This window comes from Duganella sp. HH101 (assembly GCF_001758795.1).
Lineage (GTDB): Bacteria > Pseudomonadota > Gammaproteobacteria > Burkholderiales > Burkholderiaceae_D > Rugamonas > Rugamonas rivuli.
Genome location: NZ_LRON01000016.1, coordinates 105995 through 126680, shown reverse-complemented (window position 1 = coordinate 126680; position 20686 = coordinate 105995). Strand labels below are relative to the sequence as shown.

19 protein-coding genes are annotated in these 20686 nt (G+C 65.2%); 17 read left to right on the top strand and 2 right to left on the bottom strand.

All coding sequences use genetic code 11. The annotated features are described in order from the left end of the window. Nucleotides 1-3: 3 nt before the first annotated feature. The 9 genes from DUGA2_RS23015 to yidD (DUGA2_RS22975) all read left to right on the top strand — a co-directional run bounded on the left by DUGA2_RS23015 (nucleotide 4) and on the right by yidD (DUGA2_RS22975) (nucleotide 11330). Complete coding sequence (locus DUGA2_RS23015; RefSeq protein ID WP_229214756.1) at nucleotides 4-2559, top strand: FtsX-like permease family protein; 2556 nt, start codon at nucleotides 4-6, stop codon at nucleotides 2557-2559. Further along, nucleotides 2559-3644, top strand: coding sequence for a lipocalin-like domain-containing protein (locus DUGA2_RS23010; RefSeq protein WP_070271748.1), 1086 nt, complete (start codon nucleotides 2559-2561; stop codon nucleotides 3642-3644). The genes DUGA2_RS23015 and DUGA2_RS23010 overlap by 1 nt, the downstream gene beginning before the upstream one ends. A 66-nt stretch (nucleotides 3645-3710) precedes the next feature. Next, on the top strand, nucleotides 3711-5555 hold the full coding sequence (locus DUGA2_RS23005; RefSeq protein WP_070271747.1) for an ABC transporter transmembrane domain-containing protein: 1845 nt from the start codon (nucleotides 3711-3713) through the stop codon (nucleotides 5553-5555). Nucleotides 5556-5634: 79 nt separating this feature from the next. After that, nucleotides 5635-6420, top strand: coding sequence for a sterol desaturase family protein (locus DUGA2_RS23000; RefSeq protein WP_070271746.1), 786 nt, complete (start codon nucleotides 5635-5637; stop codon nucleotides 6418-6420). Between the two features lie 24 nt (nucleotides 6421-6444). After that, nucleotides 6445-7530 carry a low specificity L-threonine aldolase gene (locus tag DUGA2_RS22995; RefSeq protein WP_070271745.1) on the top strand — a complete coding sequence of 362 codons (1086 nt, stop codon included), beginning with the start codon at nucleotides 6445-6447 and terminating at the stop codon, nucleotides 7528-7530. 72 nt (nucleotides 7531-7602) lie between these two features. After that, nucleotides 7603-9132: a DEAD/DEAH box helicase gene (locus DUGA2_RS22990; protein ID WP_070271744.1), complete on the top strand. Its 1530-nt coding sequence runs from the start codon at nucleotides 7603-7605 to the stop codon at nucleotides 9130-9132. 85 nt (nucleotides 9133-9217) lie between these two features. Continuing rightward, nucleotides 9218-10192 (top strand): thymidylate synthase, encoded by a 975-nt coding sequence (locus tag DUGA2_RS22985; protein WP_070271743.1) that lies wholly within the window; start codon nucleotides 9218-9220, stop codon nucleotides 10190-10192. Further along, complete coding sequence (locus DUGA2_RS22980) at nucleotides 10189-10884, top strand: alpha/beta fold hydrolase (RefSeq protein WP_070271742.1); 696 nt, start codon at nucleotides 10189-10191, stop codon at nucleotides 10882-10884. Before DUGA2_RS22985 ends, DUGA2_RS22980 begins: the two co-directional genes overlap by 4 nt. Beyond that, nucleotides 10881-11330 carry a membrane protein insertion efficiency factor YidD gene (yidD, locus tag DUGA2_RS22975; protein WP_070271741.1) on the top strand — a complete coding sequence of 150 codons (450 nt, stop codon included), beginning with the start codon at nucleotides 10881-10883 and terminating at the stop codon, nucleotides 11328-11330. The genes DUGA2_RS22980 and yidD (DUGA2_RS22975) overlap by 4 nt, the downstream gene beginning before the upstream one ends. A 1-nt stretch (nucleotide 11331) precedes the next feature. Here yidD (DUGA2_RS22975) and DUGA2_RS22970 read toward each other — a convergent pair whose 3' ends face one another. Together DUGA2_RS22970 and DUGA2_RS22965 are read right to left on the bottom strand one after the other, a co-directional pair. Beyond that, nucleotides 11332-11667, bottom strand: coding sequence for a cupredoxin domain-containing protein (locus tag DUGA2_RS22970; protein ID WP_229214755.1), 336 nt, complete (start codon nucleotides 11665-11667; stop codon nucleotides 11332-11334). A gap of 24 nt (nucleotides 11668-11691) precedes the next feature. Beyond that, entirely contained in the window at nucleotides 11692-12573 is an 882-nt protein-coding gene (locus DUGA2_RS22965; protein ID WP_071658966.1) for a metallophosphoesterase, read from the bottom strand. Nucleotides 12574-12747: 174 nt separating this feature from the next. Between DUGA2_RS22965 and DUGA2_RS22960 the strand changes: the two genes are divergently transcribed. From DUGA2_RS22960 to DUGA2_RS22925, 8 genes are all read left to right on the top strand, one after another. Next, the gene (locus DUGA2_RS22960) at nucleotides 12748-13284 is read left to right on the top strand and encodes a sigma-70 family RNA polymerase sigma factor (RefSeq protein ID WP_070271738.1); all 537 of its coding nucleotides are present in this window, start codon (nucleotides 12748-12750) and stop codon (nucleotides 13282-13284) included. After that, the gene (locus DUGA2_RS34840) at nucleotides 13274-14056 is read left to right on the top strand and encodes an anti-sigma factor (RefSeq protein ID WP_070271737.1); all 783 of its coding nucleotides are present in this window, start codon (nucleotides 13274-13276) and stop codon (nucleotides 14054-14056) included. The genes DUGA2_RS22960 and DUGA2_RS34840 overlap by 11 nt, the downstream gene beginning before the upstream one ends. A gap of 60 nt (nucleotides 14057-14116) precedes the next feature. Further along, a complete protein-coding gene (locus DUGA2_RS22950; RefSeq protein WP_070271736.1) occupies nucleotides 14117-14539 on the top strand; it encodes a hypothetical protein in 423 nt (140 codons plus the stop codon). Between the two features lie 11 nt (nucleotides 14540-14550). Beyond that, nucleotides 14551-15021 carry a membrane protein insertion efficiency factor YidD gene (gene yidD / locus DUGA2_RS22945; protein WP_070271735.1) on the top strand — a complete coding sequence of 157 codons (471 nt, stop codon included), beginning with the start codon at nucleotides 14551-14553 and terminating at the stop codon, nucleotides 15019-15021. After that, on the top strand, nucleotides 15018-15509 hold the full coding sequence (locus DUGA2_RS22940; RefSeq protein ID WP_070271734.1) for a dihydrofolate reductase: 492 nt from the start codon (nucleotides 15018-15020) through the stop codon (nucleotides 15507-15509). Before yidD (DUGA2_RS22945) ends, DUGA2_RS22940 begins: the two co-directional genes overlap by 4 nt. 30 nt (nucleotides 15510-15539) lie before the next feature. After that, the gene (locus tag DUGA2_RS22935) at nucleotides 15540-16160 is read left to right on the top strand and encodes a DUF4337 domain-containing protein (RefSeq protein ID WP_070271733.1); all 621 of its coding nucleotides are present in this window, start codon (nucleotides 15540-15542) and stop codon (nucleotides 16158-16160) included. 191 nt (nucleotides 16161-16351) lie between these two features. Continuing rightward, the gene (locus DUGA2_RS22930; protein ID WP_008448094.1) at nucleotides 16352-18604 is read left to right on the top strand and encodes an arginine/lysine/ornithine decarboxylase; all 2253 of its coding nucleotides are present in this window, start codon (nucleotides 16352-16354) and stop codon (nucleotides 18602-18604) included. A gap of 276 nt (nucleotides 18605-18880) precedes the next feature. Next, nucleotides 18881-20686, top strand: a complete 1806-nt coding sequence (locus DUGA2_RS22925) for a DUF1800 family protein (protein WP_070271732.1) — start codon at nucleotides 18881-18883, stop codon at nucleotides 20684-20686.

Genomic DNA, 20686 nt, shown 5'->3' with positions numbered 1-20686 from the left:
GCAATGGGCCGCCTTTCCCGCTGGCTGCTGCTGGGCGAATGGCGCGCGCACCCGCTGCGGGCGCTGGTGGCGATTGCCGCCATCGCCGTCGGCATCTCGCTGGGCTTCGCCATCCACCTGATCAACGCCGCCGCGTTCAACGAATTCTCGTCCGCCATCAAGGGGCTGTCCGGCGTGGCCGATATCCAGGTGCGCGGCACCGAGCCGTTCTTCGACGAAGCCGTCTACCCGATGCTGGCGCAGCGCCAGGGCGTGGCCGTGGCCTCGCCGGTGCTGGAGTTCGACGCCTCCGTACCCGGCGAATCCACAGCGCTGAAAATCCTCGGCATCGACGCCTTCCGCGCCAGCTTCATCTCGTCCGACCTGGTCGGCGCTCCATCCGAAGACCACGTGACCGATACGCTGGCCGACGACGCCCTGTTCCTCTCGCCCGCCGCCCAGCAGTGGCTCAAGCTGGCCGACGGCGGGCAACTGAAGCTGCAAGTGGGCGTCGGCGAACTGAAACTGCGCGTGGCCGGTTCGCTGCAACGCGCCCGTGCCGGGCAGCGCATCGGCGTGATGGACCTCGGCGCCGCACAGTGGCGCTTCGAGAAGCTCGGCCAGTTGTCCCGCATCGATCTCAAGCTGCGCGACGGCGTCAACCGCGATACCTTCAAGGCGGAGCTGGAACAGCAGCTGCAGCACGATTACCCGGGCCGCTTCCGCGTCAACCAGCCCAACGACGAAGAACAGAACAGCCGCAACGAAGGCATGAGCCGCGCCTACCGCGTCAACCTGACCGTACTGGCGCTGGTCGCGCTGTTCACCGGCGCCTTCCTCGTGTTCTCCACGCAGGCGCTGTCGGTGATACGACGGCGCAGCCAGTTCGCGCTGCTGCGCGTGCTGGGCATGGACCGCAAGCACCTGCTGCGCCAGATCATGATCGAAGGCCTGAGCCTGGGCATCGCCGGCTCCGCCATCGGCATCGCCGCCGGCTACGGCATGGCGGCGGCCGCGTTGCACTTCATGGGCGCAGACCTGGGCGCTGGCTTCTTCTCCGGCGTGCGGCCGCAGGTGCAGTTCACACCGGTCGCCGCCATCGTCTACTTTACGCTGGGCGTGGTCGTTGCCCTGCTGGGATGCGCCGCGCCGGCGCTGGATGCGGCGCGCGCCAAGCCTGCGGTCGCGCTCAAATCCGGCACGGAGGAAGCGGCGATGTCGCGGCTGTCCAGGGCCTGGCCGGCGCTGGCCTGCATCGCGCTGGCCGCGTTGCTGTCGCAGGCGCCGCCGGTGTTCGAACTGCCGCTGTTCGGCTACCTGTCGATTGCCCTGCTGCTGGTCGGCGCCATCGCCTTGATGCCGCGCCTGGCCGCCATCGTGTTCCGCCTCGCGCACCAGCGCTGGAGCGCCGCCACCGCCCACAAACCGGGCGCCTCGCCGGTGGTGACGCTGACGCTGTCGCGGCTTGCCAACGCCTCCAGCCAGGCCGGCATCGCACTGGGCGGCGTGCTGTCGAGCTTTAGTTTGATGGTGGCGATGGCGATCATGGTGTCCAGCTTCCGCGTGTCGCTCGACGACTGGCTGCAGCACATCCTGCCCGCAGACATCTACGTCAGCGTCGCCAGCGCCGGCACTACCGCCGGCCTGCGGCCGCAGGAGCAGGCGGCCATCGCCGCCCTTCCCGGCGTCGCCAAGGCCGACTTCCTGCGGGTGCGCGCCGTTTCGCTGACCTCGGCCCGGCCGCCAGTCGCCCTGATGGCGCGCGATCTCGATGTCGCCGATCCCGGCGCAGCGCTGGCCATCGTCGGCGCCACGCAGGCGCCGGGGCCCGGAGCGCCGCCGCCGGTGTGGGTGTCCGAAGCCATGGTCGACTTGTACGGAACGCATGTAGGTCAGCGCATCGAACTGCCGCTCAACGGCAAGCTGCACGCGTTCCAGGTGGCAGGCGTGTGGCGCGACTATGCGCGCCCTACCGGCTCGGTCCAGATACGGCTGGACGACTACCGCGCCATCACCGGCGACATGGAAGCCAGCAACGTCGCGCTGTGGCTCAAGCCCGGCGCCAAGGCCGCCGATACGGACAAGGCCCTGAAGCAGCTGCCATTCGGCGCCGCGCTGACAACCACCGCGCCTACCGAAATCCGCGAGATCAGCATGAAGGTCTTCGACCGCAGCTTCGCCATCACCTATCTGCTGGAGGCGATCGCCATCGTCATCGGCCTGTTCGGCGTGGCCGCGACCTTCTCGGCGCAGACACTGGCGCGGGCCAAGGAGTTCGGCATGCTGCGCCACGTCGGCGTCACGCGCCGCCAGGTGCTGTCGATACTGGCTATCGAAGGCGGCGCGCTGACGGGCCTCGGCATCGTCACCGGCTTCGTGCTGGGCTGGATCATCAGCCTGATACTGGTATTTGTCGTCAATCCGCAGTCCTTCCACTGGTCCATGCAACTGCACCTGCCATGGCCCCTGCTGGCCACCGTGGCGGGACTGCTGCTGGCCGCCGCCGCGCTCACCGCGCTGCTGGCCGGCCGCCAATCGCTGTCGGGCGGGCCGATACGCGCAGTCAGGGAGGACTGGTGATGAAGTTGATACGACGATGTGCAGCGGCGCTGGCGCTGCTGATGACCATGTCCGCGCAGGCGGCCGAGCCGGTGTTCCAGACGGTGACGCCGCTGGCGCCCGGCGCCGCGCTGCGCTTCCCGGCGGACTTCGGCGCCCATCCCGGCTACAAGACCGAATGGTGGTACGTCACCGGCTGGCTGAACACCCCGGACGGAAAGCCGCTGGGCTTCCAGGTGACGTTCTTCCGCACCGCCACGCCGCACGATCCCGCCAATCCCAGCAAGTTCGCGCCCAAGCAGCTGATCATCGGCCATGCGGCCGTCTCCGACCCCGCCAACGGCAAGCTGCTGCACGACCAGCGCAGCGCGCGCGAAGGCTTCGGCCTGTCCTACGCCAAAGTCGGCGACACCGACGTCAAGCTCGAAGACTGGCACATGACACGTGCCGCCGACGGCAGCTACCAGGTGCATCTCGACGCCGCCAGCTTCAAGCTGGAGTTGACACTAAAGCCTACGCAGCCCGTGCTGCCGCAGGGCGACCGTGGCTTTTCGCGCAAAGGTCCGCGGCCTATCGACAGCAGCTACTACTACAGCGAGCCGCAGTTGGCCACCACCGGTACAGTCACCCGCTCCGGCAAGGCGGTCGCCGTCACGGGCGCCAGCTGGCTCGATCACGAATGGTCCACCCAATATGTGGCCGCCGAAGCAGCCGGCTGGGATTGGCTCGGCGCCAACCTGGCCGGCGGCGGCGCGCTGATGGCTTTCCAGATGCGCGGCAAGACAGGTGCTAAACTATGGGCGCACGCGACATGGCGCGATGCATCCGGTAAGATCACGCAGTTCTCGCCGGACCAGGTCAGCTTTACCCCGCAACGACGTTGGCGTTCGCCCCGCACCAATGCCGAGTATCCCGTTGCGACCCAGCTCACCACCGGCAGCACCGTGTGGCAGATCGTCCCTTTGCAGGACGATCAGGAACTGGACTCGCGGCGTTCCACCGGCGCGGTGTACTGGGAAGGCGCGGTAACACTGGAGCGGGATGGAAAACCGGCCGGCCGCGCCTATATGGAGCTGACCGGCTATGTCCAGCCGATCAAGTTTTAGCAGCACCGAACAATTTAGCATCGCCCGAATCGTCAACAAAGAATACTTACAAACCGCAGCCACACGATGACCAACAGCACCACCGCAAGCACCATGTCCGCCGCCGCTCCAAGTACAGCAAGGGAAGCCAAGAAAGGCAGTCTAGCCACCCTGCGCGGACTGACGCCTTTCCTGCTGCCGTATAAACGTCAATTCGCCATGGCCGGCATCGCGCTGGTGGTGGCAGCCTGCGCCACGCTGGCCATCCCCGCCGCCTTCAAGCAGATGATAGACCTGGGCTTCGGCGGCGCCGGCGACAAGAGCATCAAGCACGTCGACCTGGTGTTCCTGGCCCTGTTCGGCGTGGCGACGGTGCTGGCGCTGGCGACGGCGGCGCGCTTCTACACGGTGTCCTGGCTGGGCGAACGCGTCACCGCCGACATCCGCAGCGCGGTCTACAAACACGTGGTCACGCAGAGCCCCGAGTTTTTCGAGACCACGCAGACCGGCGAAGTCCTGTCCCGCATCACCACCGACACCACCTTGATCCAGGCGGTGGTCGGCACCAGCATCTCGATGGCGCTGCGTAATGTGCTGTTGTTCGTCGGCGGCCTGGTCATGCTGTTCGTCACCAGCGCCAAGCTGTCGGCCATCATCATCGGCCTGCTGATCCTGACCGTGCTGCCGATCGTGATGTTCGGCCGCCGCGTGCGCAAGCTCTCGCGCGATTCGCAGGACCGCATCGCCGATGCTTCCGCCATGGCCGGCGAAATCCTCAACGCCATGCCGACGGTGCAGGCCTTCACGCATGAGAAGATCGAATCGAACCGCTTCGGCGCCTCGGTCGAAGGCGCTTTCGCCACCGCGATGCGCCGCATCCGCGCCCGCGCGCTGCTGACCATGATCGCCATCGTGCTGGTGTTCGGCACCATCGTGTTCGTGCTGTGGCTGGGCGCGCACGCGGTGCTCAACGGCGACATGACCGGCGGCGACCTTGGCCAGTTCATCCTGTATGCATCCATCGTGGCCGGCGCCATCGGCGCGCTGTCCGAAGTGATGGGCGAGGCGCAGCGCGCCGCCGGCGCCACCGAGCGCCTGCTGGAACTGATGTCGGTCAAGTCGGCCATCCAGTCGCCGGCGCAGCCGCTGGCGCTGCCGCCGCGCGCCGCCAACGGCGCCGCACTGAGCCTGCAGGATGTGAGCTTCTCCTATCCTTCGCGTCCCGATACGGCGGCGCTGGGCCATGTGACGCTGGATATCAAGCCCGGCGAAACGGTGGCCGTGGTCGGCCCTTCCGGCGCCGGCAAGACCACGCTGTTCCAGCTGTTCCTGCGGTTCTACGATCCGCAGAGCGGCAGCATCAAGCTCGATGGCGTCGACATCACGCGCCTCGACCTGCATACGCTGCGCGGCGCCATCGGCATCGTGCCGCAGGATACGGTGATCTTCTCGGCCGACGCGATGGAGAACATCCGCTACGGCCGCGCCGACGCCACCGACGCGGAAGTGATCCAGGCCGCCAAACTGGCCGCCGCCCACGAATTCATCGAACGCCTGCCGCAGGGCTACCAGTCCTTCCTGGGCGAACGCGGCGTGCGCCTGTCCGGGGGCCAGCGCCAGCGCATCGCGATTGCGCGCGCCTTGCTGAAAAACCCGCCGCTGCTGCTGCTGGACGAAGCCACCAGCGCGCTGGACGCGGAATCCGAACGCCTGGTGCAGAAGGCGCTGGAAGCCGCGATGGTCGGCCGCACCACCGTCATCATCGCGCACCGCCTGGCGACCGTGCAGCGCGCCGACCGCATCATCGTGATGGAGGATGGCCGGATCGTCGAAACCGGCACCCACGCGTCCCTGGTGGCGCTGGGCGGCATTTACGCCAACCTGGCGGCGCTGCAATTCCATAACGTCCACGTCGAACAGCACGCGGGTTAACTAAAAAATAATTTAGCAAATAAGCACAACGGTTCCGGACCGCGCTAATATGGCGTTATTTTAAAATCAAGGAACCGTCATGCCGGAACGTCTGCTGCGCAGCATATGGCACAACATTCTCGGAGGCGCCTGGTCTTACGTGCTGGTGGCCGGTATCTTTACGCTGCTTTGGCTGTGGTGGCACTTCCGGCCGGGCGGCAGGCAACGGCTGCAGGCCAAACGCGTCGGCCTGCCCCAGCTCCGGCGCGAAGTGCTCACCACCGTTGTCAGCCTGACGGTGATCGGCGCCGTGCTGCCTCTGGCCTTTGCGCTGGGCCTGCGCCGCTATTCGCCGATCTACACCGGGCTGGATGACTATAGTCACGGATGGGCATCCACCGCCTGCATCGTGGTGTTGATGATGGTGATACAGGACACCTGGTTCTACTGGACCCACCGGCTGATGCACCACCGCCGGCTGTTCCGCTGGACGCATGTCACCCATCATCGCTCCACCAACACCAACCCCTGGTCCACCTACGCGATCAGCCCTGTGGAGGCCGTGGTCGACAGTGGCGCCATCATCCTCATACTGCTTCTATTGCCAAGAAACTACATGGCGCTATTCATTTTCTCCTGGCTCAACACGGCATACGCCGTCTACACGCACCTGGGCTACGAGATCTTCCCGCAAGCCATGTCGCAGCATTGGCTGGGCCGCTGGATCAACACCTCCACCGCCCACAACACCCACCACGCGCGGGGACGATACAACTACGGCTGGTACTTCCTGTTCTGGGACCGCATGATGGGCACCCTGTCGCCGGAGTACGAAACGCACTACAGCAAAGCGGGCTTTTTGGCCGCCGCCGCAAAAAGCCGGTAACATTCTCCCTTTCAGGAGAACGCCTTGACCGACGCCGAACTGCGGCTCAGCTGCACAACCCACCTTCCCGGCCACCGCCAGCCCTCGCCCGCCCAGCTGTTCGCGGCGATGTCCGCGTGGTGCGAGGCCAACGGCGTCGCACACGACACCTACGGCAGCGGCGCGCTGATACAGGACTTCGAACAAAAAGTCGCGGAGCTGCTGGGCTTCGAATCGGCGCTGTTCTGCATCAGCGGCACCATGGCGCAGGCAACGGCGCTGCGCATCGCCTGCATGGAACGCGGCAGCCGGCTGGTCGCGCTGCATCCGACGTCGCACATCCTGCGCCACGAGCGGGGCAACCATCAGCTGTTCGAGCACTTCCAGGCCCTGCAGATCGGCGACCCGCACCGCCCGTGGACGCTGGAAGAGCTGCGAGGCATACCGGACAAGCTGGGCGCCGCCACGCTGGAGCTGCCGATGCGCGAGATCGGCGGCCAATGCCCTGGCTGGGAAGAGCTGCAAGCCATCAAAGACTACTGCCGCGAACAATCCATCCACCTGCACCTGGATGGCGCCCGCCTGCTGGAGACGGCGGCAGCATACGGCCGCCCCGCCGCCGAGATTGCGGCCGGCTTCGATTCCGTCTACCTGTCGATGTACAAAGGTATAGGCGGCATGGGCGGCGCCATGCTGCTCGGTAGCGCAGCCTTTGTCGCCAAGGCCCAGGAGTGGTTCCGCCGCCAGGGCGGCAATGTCTACCAGCGCACGCCATACGTGGTGGCCGCCGCGATGCAGTTCGACGCCAGGCTGGCTGCCATGCCGACATACTTCCAGCGCACGCTGTGGCTCTATGACGTGCTGCGCGACTACCCGCTGCTGACACCCAACCCCGCCCGTCCGCAGGCCAGCATGCTGCACCTGCACCTGCCGGTGAGCCGCGAGCGCGCCAACGAGATCCGCAACCGCATCGCCGAACAGCACGGCATCTGGCTGTTCAACGCCGCCAGCCACGCCGCGCTGCCCGGCCGCAGCTCGGTGGAGTTGTACATCGGCGACAACCTGGTCAGGCTGCCGGACCAGCGCGTGCGCGAAATCCTCACGCTGTGGTCGGACGCGATGTCCAACTAAATTCTGCACAAGCCGGTACAACCGGCTACACTGCGCCCCTTTTCGCGCATTTTTGACATTACTGAGTACATCATGACCTTCCAAGCCCTCGGCCTGATCGCCCCCATACAGAGCACGCTGGACACGCTGGGCTACAAGCAGCCCACGCCCGTCCAGAAGCAAGCCATTCCCGCCGTGCTGGCGGGCCGCGACCTGATGGCGGCGGCGCAGACCGGCACCGGCAAGACGGCTGGCTTCGCCCTGCCCATCCTGCAGCGCCTGACCATGGACGGCGTGACCGGCCCGAAAGCGGTGCGCTGCCTGGTGCTGGTGCCGACCCGCGAACTGGCCGAGCAGGTCTACGAGAGCTTCCGCAGCTACGGCGGCAACCTGCCGCTGAAATCGGCCGTGGCTTACGGCGGCGTGCCGATCGAGCCGCAGATCACCAAGCTGCGCAAGGGCCTGGACGTGCTGGTGGCGACGCCGGGCCGCCTGATCGACTTGCTCGACCAGGGCGCGATCAGCTTCGCCATGCTGCAAACGCTGGTGCTGGACGAGGCCGACCGCATGCTGGACCTGGGCTTCGAGCGCGATCTGGACATCCTGCTGGCGGCCCTGCCCAAGCAGCGCCAGACCTTGCTGTTCTCAGCCACGTTCTCGGACGAGATCCGCAAGCTGGCCGGCGGCATGCTGCGCGATCCGGTGTCGATCCAGGTCAGCGCCAGCAATACCGCCACCAAAACCGTCAAGCAATGGCTGATCCCAACCGACAAGCGCCGCAAGCCCGAGCTGCTGCTGCATCTGCTGAAGAAGCTGAAGTGGGGCCAGGTGCTGGTGTTCGTCAAGACCCGCAAGGGTGTTGAAACCTTGGTCAAAACGCTACAAGAACAGGGTGTTTCGGCCGACTCCATCCACGGCGACAAGACCCAGCCGGCCCGCCTGCGCGCGCTGGCCCGCTTCAAGAATGCCGAGGTCCAGCTGCTGGTGGCCACCGACGTCGCCGCGCGCGGGCTGGATATCGAGGCGCTGCCGCAAGTGGTCAACTTCGACATGCCGAGCGTCGCCGAAGACTACATCCACCGCATCGGCCGCACCGGCCGCGCCGGCATGGAGGGCGAAGCCGTGTCGCTGGTCTGCGCCGATGAAGTCGAGATCCTGAAAGCCATCGAAACGCTGACCCGACAGGTCATCCTCCGCATCGAGGAGCCGGGCTTCGAAGCCGACCACCGCGTGCCGGAGACCGGCCCGAAAGGCGTGGCCGCCGCGTTGGCCAAGAAGGCCGCAGCCGAAGCGCCGGCCAAGAAGAAACGCCCGTTCACCGGCCCGGCCGGCGGCAAGGCTGCTGCGGCAGCGGGCAAACCAGCTGTTACCGCGCGCCCGGCGGGCGGCGACGCCTCGCTGGGTACGTGGGCGCCGCCTCCGCCGTCGGGCAAGCCGGCGGGCGGCGCGCGCTCCGCAGGCGGCAAGGCCGCGGCGGGCCGCGTCTACGGCGGCGCCAAGCCGGTGGCAGCGGCGCCCAAGGGAGCGGTGGTCGTTACCGGCGGCCGTGGCGCCAAGTCGCTTGCGCGGACTGCTGGCAAGGCCACCGCGAAGCCGGGCGGCCGTAAGACCGGCCCACGCTGAGCGCTTGGGGCGGTCATGTGCGCCGCCTGATAAAATAGCTACCTTTCCGGGCCGTCGCGGCCCGCGCACCACGTTGGAGAATTGAATGCAGCAATACCAGGAACTGATCCAGACCGTCCTCGATACGGGCAGCTGGCAAGACAACCGCACCGGCATCCGCACGCTGAGCGTGCCGGGCGCGATGATGCGTTTCGACCTGCTGAACGGCGGCTTCCCCGCCGTGACGACCAAAAAACTGGCATTCAAATCCGTGGTCGGCGAACTGTGCGCCTTCCTGCGCGCCTCCAGCAGTGCCGCCGACTTCCGCGCGCTGGGCTGCAAAGTCTGGGACCAGAACGCCAATGAGAACAAACAGTGGCTGGACAATCCCTACCGGCTCGGCGAGGACGACCTGGGTCCGGTCTACGGCGTGCAGTGGCGCCAGTGGCCGGGCTTCAAGCTGATCGCCGTCGACCAGCCGGCGCAGATCGCCGACGCGCAGAAGAACGGCTTCCGCCTGATCTCGCAGATCGAAGACGAAGGCGTCACCAAAGTCCTGCTGCACAAGGCCATCGACCAGCTGCGCGAGTGCCTGGACACCATCGTCAACAATCCGGGCAGCCGCCGCATCCTGTTCCACGGCTGGAATCCGGCCGTGCTGGACTCGGTCGCCCTGCCGGCCTGCCACCTGCTGTACCAGTTCATCCCCAACCCGAACACCCGCGAGCTGTCGATGTGCCTCTATGTGCGCTCGAATGACCTGGGCCTGGGTACGCCGTTCAACCTGGCCGAAGGCGCGGCGCTGATGCACCTGGTCGGCCGCCTGACCGGCTACACGCCGCGCTGGTTCACCTACTTCATCGGCGATGCACACATCTACGAGAACCACATGGACATGGTCAAGGAACAGCTGACCCGCGAGCCCTTCCCGGCGCCGCAGTTCCGCATCTCCGACCGCGTGCCGGACTTCGCCAAGACCGGCAAGTACGAGCCGGAATGGCTGGAGAAGGTCGAACCTTCGGACTTCTCGCTGGAAGGCTACCAGCACCACGCGCCGATCACGGCGCCGATGGCGGTATGACGCAACTGGACTTCATCCCGGGCACGCTGTGCGACGAAAGGATGTGGTCCCGCTTGACGCCGCTGCTGGGCGACGGTTTCGAATTCAAACACGTCCCGCTGCACGAGGCCCGCACGCGCGAGCAGATGCACGAGCTGATCGCGGCGCACAGCGCGCCGTCGGCGCATCTGGTGGCGTTCTCGCTGGGCTCCTACCTCGCCATCGAATATGCGCTGCTGCATCCGGAGCGCGTGCAGTCGCTGGTGCTGATCGCGAATTCGGCGCGCGGCCTGAGCGAGACCGAAAAGGAAACCCGCCGCCGCATCATCCCCATGTTGAAGAACAATGCCTACACCGGCATGACGCGCATGCGCCTGCGCGAGCTGCTGCATGAGGCGCACCTCGGCGACCAGTCCATCATCGACACCATCCAGCAGATGGCGGTGGATCTGGGCAAGGAGGTATTGCTGGCCCAATTCACCGCGTCGATGGAGCGCCCGGACCTGATGGAGCGCCTGGCCGAGATCAGCTGCCCGGTGCTGATCGTCGGCGCCGAGGGCGATCAACTGGTCGATCCCGCCGACCTGCGCGAGATGGCTCGCCACCTGCCCGATGCACGCCTGAGCATCCATGAAGGCACCGGCCACATGATCCCGCTGGAAGTCCCCCAGACATTGGCGGACGACATACTGGCCTTTCACGCGGCGGTATGAAGCGCATCGCCCTCGCCGCCATCGCGTTTTATCGACGCCACCTGTCGCGGCTGAAGGGTTTTGCCTGCGCCTTCCGCATCCACACCGGACGTGATAGCTGCTCCGCCTACGGCCAGCGCGTCATCGCCCGACATGGCCTGATCCGTGGCCTGATACTGCTGAACCGCCGCATGAACGCCTGCGGCGAGATCCATCGCCGGCATCGCCCGCCGGCGCCGGCAATGCGCGCCATGAGCGCCCGCCACCGCGCGCAGGCCGGCTTCTGCGACCTGCCCTGCGACCTTCCCGGCCTGCCCTGCGACGTCGGCGAAGCCTGCGACCTCGCCAGCTGCGGCTGCGATCTGGCCAACTGCAGCCCATCCAATTGCAAGAACTGGTGGCGCAAGCGCAGGGGCAAAGACGAGGACCAGTACGTCCGCGTCAATCCCACGCAAGGCATGGAGTAGCTCAAGCCTTGACGATCAGCGTGCCGGACATCTCCTCATGGCCGCTGCCGCAGAAGTTATCGCACAAAAAGCCGAACTGCCCCGCCTCCTCCGGCTTGAGCTTCACCCGCACCGGCTTGCCGACCACCAGATCGGCGCGGATCTTGAAGTCCGGCAGGCTGAAACCGTGCGGGAAGTCCAGCGCCGTCAGCTCCAGCACCACCGCCTCGCCCTTCTTCAACTCGATCACGTTCGGCGCATAACGGAACTTGCGCGCCTCGATCTTGATGACGCGCTCCTTCGCCCCAGCCTGCACGGCGCCAAAGACGGCCAGCGCCAGCGGTGTACACATCAGCATTCTACGTTTGCTCAACATGACGAGTCATCCTTTCATCGCGGGGAATTCGGTGATCTGGTAGGCCACCGGCTTCATCTCCGCCTCCACCTCGCGGAAGCCCAGGCCCTTGCCCGGCGCCGCCGGATCCCACGGCAGCGGCGTGCGCTTGTCCTGCGAGCCCGGCGCCGGCAGCGGAAAAATCAGCGACTTGGCCGCGTGGTGCGCAATGTGCCCGCTCATGTGGTGGTTCTCCTGATGGATGTGGCCATAGAACACCGTCACGTTCGAATACGGCATCAGCAGCGCCATGGCCTGCTCGCCGTCGCGCGTGGCCCAGTCCCACTTGGGCGCGAGGTCGAACAGCGGCCGGTGCGTCAGCACGACAATGCGGGCATCCTGCGCCTGCCTGGCCAGGTCGGCCTTCAGCCACGCCAGCTGCGCCTCGCCGATGCGCGCACCGGGGTCGGACACGTTGTCGACGGCGATGAAATGCACGCCCTTGTGGTCAAAGCTGTAATGCGCGGGCCCAAAGAACTCCTGGAACGCCGCGCCGTTGTCGAGCGAGGCGTCATGCTCGCCAGCCAGGTAGCGCACGTCCTTGACTTTCAGCGCGGCCGTGATCTGCTTGAATTCGGCCATGCGCCTACGGCGTTCGGCCGGGTCGTCGGTGGTGTGGGTCAGGTCGCCGGTGAAGACGATGAAGTCCGGCTGCACCGCCAGCGCGTTGACGCTGTCCACCGCCTGCCGCAACGTGTTCTGCGCTTCCGGATTGGCCGGCCCCTTGTAGCCCCAGTGCGTATCGGACAGCTGCACAAAGTAGAAATCCTCGTAGCCGCCGGCGGCCATGGCCTTGCCGTACAAGCCGGACATGAAGACGGCGCCGCCGCCCACCGCGCCCAGCCTTAAGAATCCTCTGCGATCGATCATGATGTACTCCGTGATGTGGTTGAAAAGACGACGCCGCGGCATGGCATAATCGACGGGCGCCGGTCGTACCGGCTAAAACCCGGATCGCGGCGCTGATATTCCCGATTATTTTTTTATTTCTCAATCGGGAATAAAACCGCACCGAACGGAGTCTTCATCCACTGGACCACTGCAATGGATAAGTACTTGGGCGACGACGACAAAACCGCGCAGTTCGAAGCGATGGCCATGCCGCACCTGGACGCGGCCTACAACCTGGCGCGCTGGCTGACCCGCGACGAGCATGACGCCGACGATCTGGTGCAGAACGCCTATCTGCGCGCCTTCCGCTTTGCCGACGGCTTTCGCGGCGGCGACGTGCGCGCCTGGCTGTTGACCATCGTGCGCCACACCTACTACAGCGCGCTGCGCGACGGCCAGGCGCAACGCGGCGACATCAGCTTCGACGAGGCGCTGCATGGCGACGACCAGAGCACCGACCCGGCCGCCATCGCCGCCACCCGCGACACGGGCCGCACCGTCAATGCCGCGCTGGCCCAGCTGCCGCAGGCGTTTCGCGAGGTGCTGTTGCTGAAGGAGATGGACGATCTGTCGTACAAGCAGATCGCGCAAGTGACTGAAACGCCGATCGGCACGGTGATGTCGCGGCTGGCCCGCGCACGCAAGCTGCTGCTGGCCTACCTGAAGCATGGAGAGCAGGATGGAATCTAAGCATAGCCAGGACAAGTTGTCGGCCTACCTGGATGGAGAACTGAGTGCGGCCGACCGGCGGCAGCTGGAAGCGCATTTGTCCGGCTGCGCCGATTGCACCGCCGCGCTGGCCGAGCTGCAAGCGTTGCGCGGCCGCGTCTCTACCGAGGCTGAGCGCCACACCGCGCCGGAATACCTGAAGCACCGCATCCACGCGGCGCTTCTGGCGGAACCCAAGCCGCAACGCCGCACACCGGCGCGCGCGTGGCCGTGGGCGTGGATCAACCTCGGCCTGGCGGGCGCCGCCACGGCCGCCTTTGCCGTGACGCTGACGCTGTACCTGGAGCAGCCCACAGCCAACGAACGCCTCGAACAGGAACTGGTGTCCAGCCATTTCCGTTCGCTGATGCCCAACCATCTGGCAGACGTGGCCTCGACCGACCAGCATACCGTCAAGCCCTGGTTCGCCGGCAAGCTGGATTTTTCGCCGCCGGTGTACGATCTGGCGCCGCAAGGCTATGCGCTGATCGGCGGCCGGCTCGACTACCTGCAACGGCGCGCCGTAGCGGCCTTGGCCTACCAGCACCGGCAGCACGTCCTGAACCTGTACATCTGGCCGGACGCCAGCGGCCGCAACGACGCGCCGCATGCGGCGATGCGACAAGGCTTCCACCTGCTGCGCTGGTCGCAGGACGGCATGCAGTACTTCGCGGTGTCGGACATCAACCCGCAGGACCTGGCGCGGTTCGCCGGCATGCTGCGCCAGAAAGTGGCACAGGCCGACGCGCAGTAGAGGACGCAGCTTTTTGCCATGCCATGGTATTGTGGATTGTTTATTCGACCACATTACAACATGAACAAAAAATTGATCGTTCCCGCCGCGATGCTGGGCATGCTGGTCTGCCTGGCCGGCTGCCGCGACAAACCTGCGCCGGCGGCGCCCACGCCGCGCGTGACGGCCGCCTCGCAGGAGCCCGTCGGTGTGCACGCGCCGCAGCCTGAAGGCGGCTCCGACGGCGAGGAAGTGGAAGTTACCCATACGCTGAAAGGCAACGACTTCCTGCTGGAAGTGATCTCCAGCGGCAGCAATGGCTATCCGCCGCAAACGCTGCGCGCAACCGTTGAGGAGACCACGCGCGACGCGCAGCCACTCATCGTCTACCGCGTCAAGGCCGGCAAGCTGGCCGAGCGCACCATCGAATTCCGCTGGAACGGCAAGCTGTTCGAAGACACCAGCGGCGAGTACGCCAAGATAACCGCCGCATACAATCCCTGAGCAGGAACGCCATGAAACGTCCAGTCCTGGCCGCAATCACTGCCTATCAACGCTACGTGTCGCCGCTGAAGGGCTACAGCTGCGCCTTCCGCGTCCACACCGGCAGGGACAGCTGCTCCGCCTACGGCAAGCGCGCCATCGCCCGCCATGGGCTGGCAGCCGGCCTGCAGCTGCTGAAGCGCCGCATGGAAGATTGCGGCGCCCTGCAGCGCCACCACATGGCGCGGCCGGTCCTGAGCGCACGCCACCGCCGGCAGGCCGGCTTTTGCAGCATGGCGGATATCTTCGAGTTCGGCTGCGACTTCCTGTCCAGCTGGGCGCGGGACGCGCGCTGCTGCAGTTGGCGCTACAGCACCCTGCCAACAGAACTCGACGACAACTACAACCAAAACCGCCGACGGCGCCGCAAAAGATCCCCGCTGCCGAAAAAGGATAAATTGAACGATAATGTCGGCTCTGCATCTGATAGCATCAAAAAATGAGCACATTGACCATCATCGTCGCCATGGACGCCCAGCGCGGCATCGGCATCAACAACACCCTGCCGTGGAAGCTGCCGGAGGACCTCGCGCATTTCAAGCGCCTGACCACCGGCCACCCTATCGTCATGGGCCGCAAGACCTTCGACTCGATCGGCCGGCCGCTGCCCAACCGCCGCAACATCGTCATCACCCGCAACGCCGAATGGCGCCATGAGGGCGTGGAAGCGGTCGGCTCGGTCGACGCGGCCCTGGCGCTGCTGGACGGCGCGCCCGGCTTCGTCATCGGCGGCGCCGAGATCTACCGGCAGGCGATGCCGCTGGCGGACCAGTTGATCATTACCGAGATCGCCCGCACCTTCCAGTGCGACGCCTTCTTCCCCGAGCTCGACGCCAGCGTATGGCAGGAAACCGCCCGCGAGAAACATGCGTCGGAAACGGCGGATTTGCAGTACGCTTTTGTTACACTGCGCCGCAAGGCCCAGGCTTAATCTTCAACCTCATCAAGGAATCAACAACAAATGTCAGGCGACGGTTTTCACGTACACGGACCTCATGACCACGCGGTCGAACACGCGGCTCACGGCAATGATGGCTTTTCGAACAATATTGCCGTCATGACGGCGATCCTGGCCACCGTCGGCGCCACCTTCGGCTACCTGGGCGGCGCCACGCAGAACGACGCGGCCCTGTTCAAGAACAACGCGGCCATCGACAAGACCCAGGCCGCCAACAGCTGGAACTACTACCAGGCCAAGTCCAGCAAGCAAAACCTGGCCGAACTGGCCATGGTGCTGCCCGGCGTCGATCCGAAGAAGTACGAGGCCGACGTGGCCCGCTACAAATCGGAGAAGGAAGACATCAAGAAGGAAGCCGAAAAGTGGGAGGATTCCTCTAAAGAGTGGAACCACAAATCGGACGAGTCCATGCACGCGCACCACCAGTGGGCGCTGGCCACCACGGCCGAGCAGATCGCCATCTCGCTGGCCGCCATCACCCTGCTGACCCGCAAGAAGTGGATGATGGGCCTGGCCTACGGCGTGGCCGGCGTCGGCATCGCCCTGGGCGTGTTTGCCTGGTTCCACGTCGATCCTGTCGGCCAGATGCTGGCCAAGCTGGGCGGCGGCGCAGTCGGCCACTGAGGCGATGTAATGCCGTGGTAACACTGTTGCTGCAACCTTAACGGGTTTATTGCAATATTTTTTTCCCGCAGCGACCGCATTTCTGCGAGAATCCCGTTCTTATTTTTTTTATGCGACTGCCCAACCAGTAGTCGCGCCCTAGTCCGCCCCTCCACACAAGTCAGGGGCGGCTTGCTTTTTTGGAGACATGCATGAAATTTCGTTTCCCCATCGTCATCATCGACGAGGATTTCCGTTCCGAGAACACGTCCGGCCTGGGCATTCGCGCCCTGGCTGACGCCATGGAAAAAGAAGGCATGGAAGTGGTGGGCGTGACCAGCTACGGCGACCTGTCCCAGTTCGCCCAGCAGCAGTCGCGCGCATCGGCCTTCGTGCTGTCGATCGATGATGAGGAATTCGGCGCCGGTTCGGCCGAGGAAACCGACGTGGCGCTGAAGTCGCTGCGCGCCTTCGTCGAAGAGATCCGCTACAAGAACGCCGACATCCCGATCTACCTGTACGGCGAAACCCGCACCTCGCGCCATATCCCCAACGATATCCTGCGCGAGCTGCACGGCTTCATCCACATGTTCGAAGACACGCCGGAATTCGTCGCGCGCCACATCATCCGCGAAGCCAAGTCCTACCTGGACGGCCTGTCGCCGCCGTTCTTCCGCGCGCTGGTGCACTACGCCAACGACGGTTCGTACTCGTGGCACTGCCCCGGCCACTCGGGCGGCGTGGCCTTCCTGAAGTCGCCGATCGGCCAGATGTTCCACCAGTTCTTCGGCGAGAACATGCTGCGCGCCGACGTCTGCAACGCCGTCGAAGAGCTGGGCCAGCTGCTGGACCACACCGGCCCGGTCGCCGCCTCCGAGCGCAACGCCGCCCGCATCTTCAACGCCGACCATTGCTACTTCGTGACCAACGGCACCTCGACCTCGAACAAGATGGTCTGGCACTCGACCGTGGCGCCGGGCGACATCGTCGTGGTCGACCGCAACTGCCACAAGTCCATCCTGCACTCGATCATCATGTGCGGCGCGATTCCGGTGTTCCTGATGCCGACCCGTAACCACCTGGGCATCATCGGTCCGATTCCCCTGGAAGAGTTCACGATGGAGAGCATCATGCGCAAGATCGAGGCGAATCCGTTCGCCCGCGAAGCCGTGAACAAGAAGCCGCGCATCCTGACCATCACCCAGTCGACCTACGACGGCGTGGTGTACAACGTGGAAACGCTGCGCGAAATGCTGGACGGCCAGATCGACACCCTGCACTTCGACGAAGCCTGGCTGCCGCACGCCACCTTCCACGATTTCTACAAGAACATGCACGCCATCGGCAAGGACCGTCCGCGCGCCAAGGAATCGATGATCTTCTCGACCCAGTCGACCCACAAGCTGCTGGCCGGCCTGTCGCAGGCTTCGCAGGTGCTGGTGCGCGAATCGGAGTCGGTCAAGCTGGACCGCGACGCCTTCAACGAGGCTTACCTGATGCACACCTCGACCTCGCCGCAGTACTCGATCATCGCCTCGTGCGACGTCGCCGCGGCGATGATGGAAGCGCCGGGCGGCACCGCGCTGGTGGAAGAATCGATCCTCGAAGCGCTGGACTTCCGCCGCGCGATGAAGAAGATCGACCAGGAATGGGGCAAGGACTGGTGGTTCCAGGTGTGGGGCCCGCAGGAATTCGCCGAAGAAGGCATCGGCTCGCAGGAAGACTGGATCATCAAGGCGGAAGACGACTGGCACGGCTTCGGCAAGCTGGCGCCGAACTTCAACATGCTGGACCCGATCAAGGCCACCATCGTCAATCCGGGCCTGTCGCTGGACGGCCAGTTTGCCGAATCCGGCATCCCTGCGTCCATCGTCACCAAGTACCTGGCCGAGCACGGCGTGATCATCGAGAAGTGCGGCCTGTACTCGTTCTTCATCATGTTCACCATCGGCATCACCAAGGGCCGCTGGAACACGCTGCTGACCGCTTTGCAGCAGTTCAAGGACGATTACGACAAGAACCAGCCGATGTGGCGCATCCTGCCGGAATTCGCGGCCGCCAACCCGACCTACGAAGGCATGGGCCTGCGCGACCTGTGCCAGCAGATCCACGACTTCTACAAGGCCTACGACGTCGCCCGCCTGACCACCGAGATGTACCTGTCGGACATGATCCCGGCCATGAAGCCGTCGGACGCGTTCGCCAAGATGGCGCACCGCGAAATCGAGCGCGTCGCCATCGACGAGCTGGAAGGCCGCATCACGTCCATCCTGCTGACGCCGTATCCACCGGGCATTCCGCTGCTGATCCCGGGCGAACGCTTCAACAAGACCATCGTCGACTACCTGCGCTTCGCACGCGACTTCAACGAGCGCTTCCCCGGCTTCGAGACCGACGTGCACGGCCTGGTCAAGCGCGAAGTGGACGGTAAGCGCGGCTATTTCGTCGACTGCGTCAAGCAATAAGCACCGGCCGCATGGCCGCCAGCCCGCCGGCATGGAGCGTGAAAACGCTCGGCCGGCGGGTTTTTTTCTCGAAAAAATTAATGCTGCGTTGCGCAAAATTGACGTTTCCTGAAGGATATTGTTATTTGCAACGTAATAAGTTCGCCTAACTTTTGCCGTATATCTGTTAATTTCGGTTAAATTTTTCAGTATTTCCGCACGGAATTGAAATTAGTTTTCTTTTGAAAGTCGGGCTCTTTTACAATCTGCGCTCTTGGAATTCCAAAAGGCAAGAGAATGAAGTTCGCGACCCTGAAAACGATATCTGGGCTAACTTTAGCCCTGGCAATCAGCGCATGTGGCGGTGGCGGCGGCGGCCCCGGCGCCGAAGTCTCCGCCAACCGCACGGCGGCCGGCATCACCACCTCGGGCGCCAGCTCCGGCGTCAGTTCCGGCGGCAATCGCCTGACTGCAGGTCCCAACGCCCCACTAACTCCCTCACAACCGGACACCGCGCCGACACCCAGCGCGCCCCTTCCGGCGACGCTGACTGCGGCGGCCGCCTCGCACTTCCTGGCCCAGGCCACGTTCGGCCCCACCCCGGCAGGCATCACGGCGCTGACCACCAGCAGCAAGGCGGCCTGGATAGCCGACCAATTCCGCAAGCCGCAGACCTCGCACCGCAACACGGTGCAAAGTGTCGCCGCCCAGCTGCCTCCCGGAATATTGTCCGAAAACCAGGTCTTCGAATCGTTCTGGCGCCAGGCCGCCATCGGCGACGACCAGCTGCGCCAGCGCGTGACATTCGCCCTGTCGCAGATCTTCGTGATTTCCATGGCCGACCCCAACCTGGTGTCGCGGCCGGCCGGCGTCGCCAGCTATTACGACACCTTGGGGCAACACGCCTTCGGCAACTTCCGCAACCTGCTGCAAGCGGTGGCGCTGCATCCCATGATGGGCATCTATCTGAGCCATATGCGCAACCAGAAGGAAAACGGCAACCGCGTACCGGACGAAAACTTCGCCCGCGAAGTGATGCAACTGATGAGCATCGGCTTGTACGAGTTGAATCCGGACGGCAGCCTGAAGCAGCAAAACGGCAGGCCGGTCGAGACCTACACCCACGACGACGTGGCCGGCATGGCCAAGGTCTTCACCGGCTGGAGCTGGGCCGGCCCGGACAAGGCGCCGAACCGCTTCAACGGCAACCTCGCCGATCCGAACCGCGACTGGACGCCGATGCAGAACTATCCGGCCTACCATTCGACCTCGGCCAAGAGCTTCCTCGGCACCACCATCGGCGTCGGCGGCACCGGCGAGTCGGACATGGCGGCCGCGCTCGACACCCTGTTCCAGCATCCCAACGTCGGCCCCTTCATCGGCCGCCAGCTGATCCAGCGCCTGGTCAGCAGCAACCCCAGTCCCGCCTATGTGTCGCGGGTGGCGGCGGCCTTTGCCAACAACGGCAGCGGCGTGCGCGGCGACATGCAGGCAGTGATACGCGCGGTGCTGCTCGACCCGGAAGCCGCCGACACCGGCAGCGCGAAAAAGCTGCGCGAACCGGTGCTGCGGATGGCCAACTGGATGCGCGCCTTCAACGTCAAATCGGCTTCCGGCCGCTTCCAGATCCATATCACGGACGATCCGCTGTACGCGCTGGCGCAGTCGCCGCTGCGGGCGCCGTCGGTGTTCAACTTCTTCCGCCCCTCCTACACGCCGCCCAACACCAGCCTGTCGATGCGCGGCCTGGTGGCGCCGGAGATGCAGATCACCGGCGAGCCCTCCGTCACCGGCTACCTGAACTTCATCCAGTACCTGATTCCCTACGGCGCGGGCTCGGCGCGCGACGTGCAACCCGACTACAGCGCCGAGCTGGCGCTGACCGGGCAGCCGGCGCTGCTGGTGGACCGCATCAACCTGCTGTTGCTGAACGGCGGCATGTCGAGCACGCTGCGCAACCAGATCATCAGCGCGGTCAACTCCGTCAACATCCCGCCGCCGAGCGCCGCCTTCCCCAACCGGGTCGACGACGCCCGCCGCAACCGCGTCTACCTGGCCATCGTCCTGGCGATGGCATCGCCCGAATACCTGGCGCAACGATAA

Coding starts and splice junctions, on each gene's coding strand:
- DUGA2_RS23015 (WP_229214756.1), top strand. CDS start 4: ATGGGCCGCCTTTCCCGCTGGCTGCTGCTGGGCGAATGGCGCGCGCAC.
- DUGA2_RS23010 (WP_070271748.1), top strand. CDS start 2,559: ATGAAGTTGATACGACGATGTGCAGCGGCGCTGGCGCTGCTGATGACC.
- DUGA2_RS23005 (WP_070271747.1), top strand. CDS start 3,711: ATGACCAACAGCACCACCGCAAGCACCATGTCCGCCGCCGCTCCAAGT.
- DUGA2_RS23000 (WP_070271746.1), top strand. CDS start 5,635: ATGCCGGAACGTCTGCTGCGCAGCATATGGCACAACATTCTCGGAGGC.
- DUGA2_RS22990 (WP_070271744.1), top strand. CDS start 7,603: ATGACCTTCCAAGCCCTCGGCCTGATCGCCCCCATACAGAGCACGCTG.
- DUGA2_RS22985 (WP_070271743.1), top strand. CDS start 9,218: ATGCAGCAATACCAGGAACTGATCCAGACCGTCCTCGATACGGGCAGC.
- DUGA2_RS22980 (WP_070271742.1), top strand. CDS start 10,189: ATGACGCAACTGGACTTCATCCCGGGCACGCTGTGCGACGAAAGGATG.
- yidD (WP_070271741.1), top strand. CDS start 10,881: ATGAAGCGCATCGCCCTCGCCGCCATCGCGTTTTATCGACGCCACCTG.
- DUGA2_RS22970 (WP_229214755.1), bottom strand. CDS start 11,667: ATGCTGATGTGTACACCGCTGGCGCTGGCCGTCTTTGGCGCCGTGCAG.
- DUGA2_RS22965 (WP_071658966.1), bottom strand. CDS start 12,573: ATGATCGATCGCAGAGGATTCTTAAGGCTGGGCGCGGTGGGCGGCGGC.
- DUGA2_RS22960 (WP_070271738.1), top strand. CDS start 12,748: ATGGATAAGTACTTGGGCGACGACGACAAAACCGCGCAGTTCGAAGCG.
- DUGA2_RS34840 (WP_070271737.1), top strand. CDS start 13,274: ATGGAATCTAAGCATAGCCAGGACAAGTTGTCGGCCTACCTGGATGGA.
- DUGA2_RS22950 (WP_070271736.1), top strand. CDS start 14,117: ATGAACAAAAAATTGATCGTTCCCGCCGCGATGCTGGGCATGCTGGTC.
- yidD (WP_070271735.1), top strand. CDS start 14,551: ATGAAACGTCCAGTCCTGGCCGCAATCACTGCCTATCAACGCTACGTG.
- DUGA2_RS22940 (WP_070271734.1), top strand. CDS start 15,018: ATGAGCACATTGACCATCATCGTCGCCATGGACGCCCAGCGCGGCATC.
- DUGA2_RS22935 (WP_070271733.1), top strand. CDS start 15,540: ATGTCAGGCGACGGTTTTCACGTACACGGACCTCATGACCACGCGGTC.
- DUGA2_RS22930 (WP_008448094.1), top strand. CDS start 16,352: ATGAAATTTCGTTTCCCCATCGTCATCATCGACGAGGATTTCCGTTCC.
- DUGA2_RS22925 (WP_070271732.1), top strand. CDS start 18,881: ATGAAGTTCGCGACCCTGAAAACGATATCTGGGCTAACTTTAGCCCTG.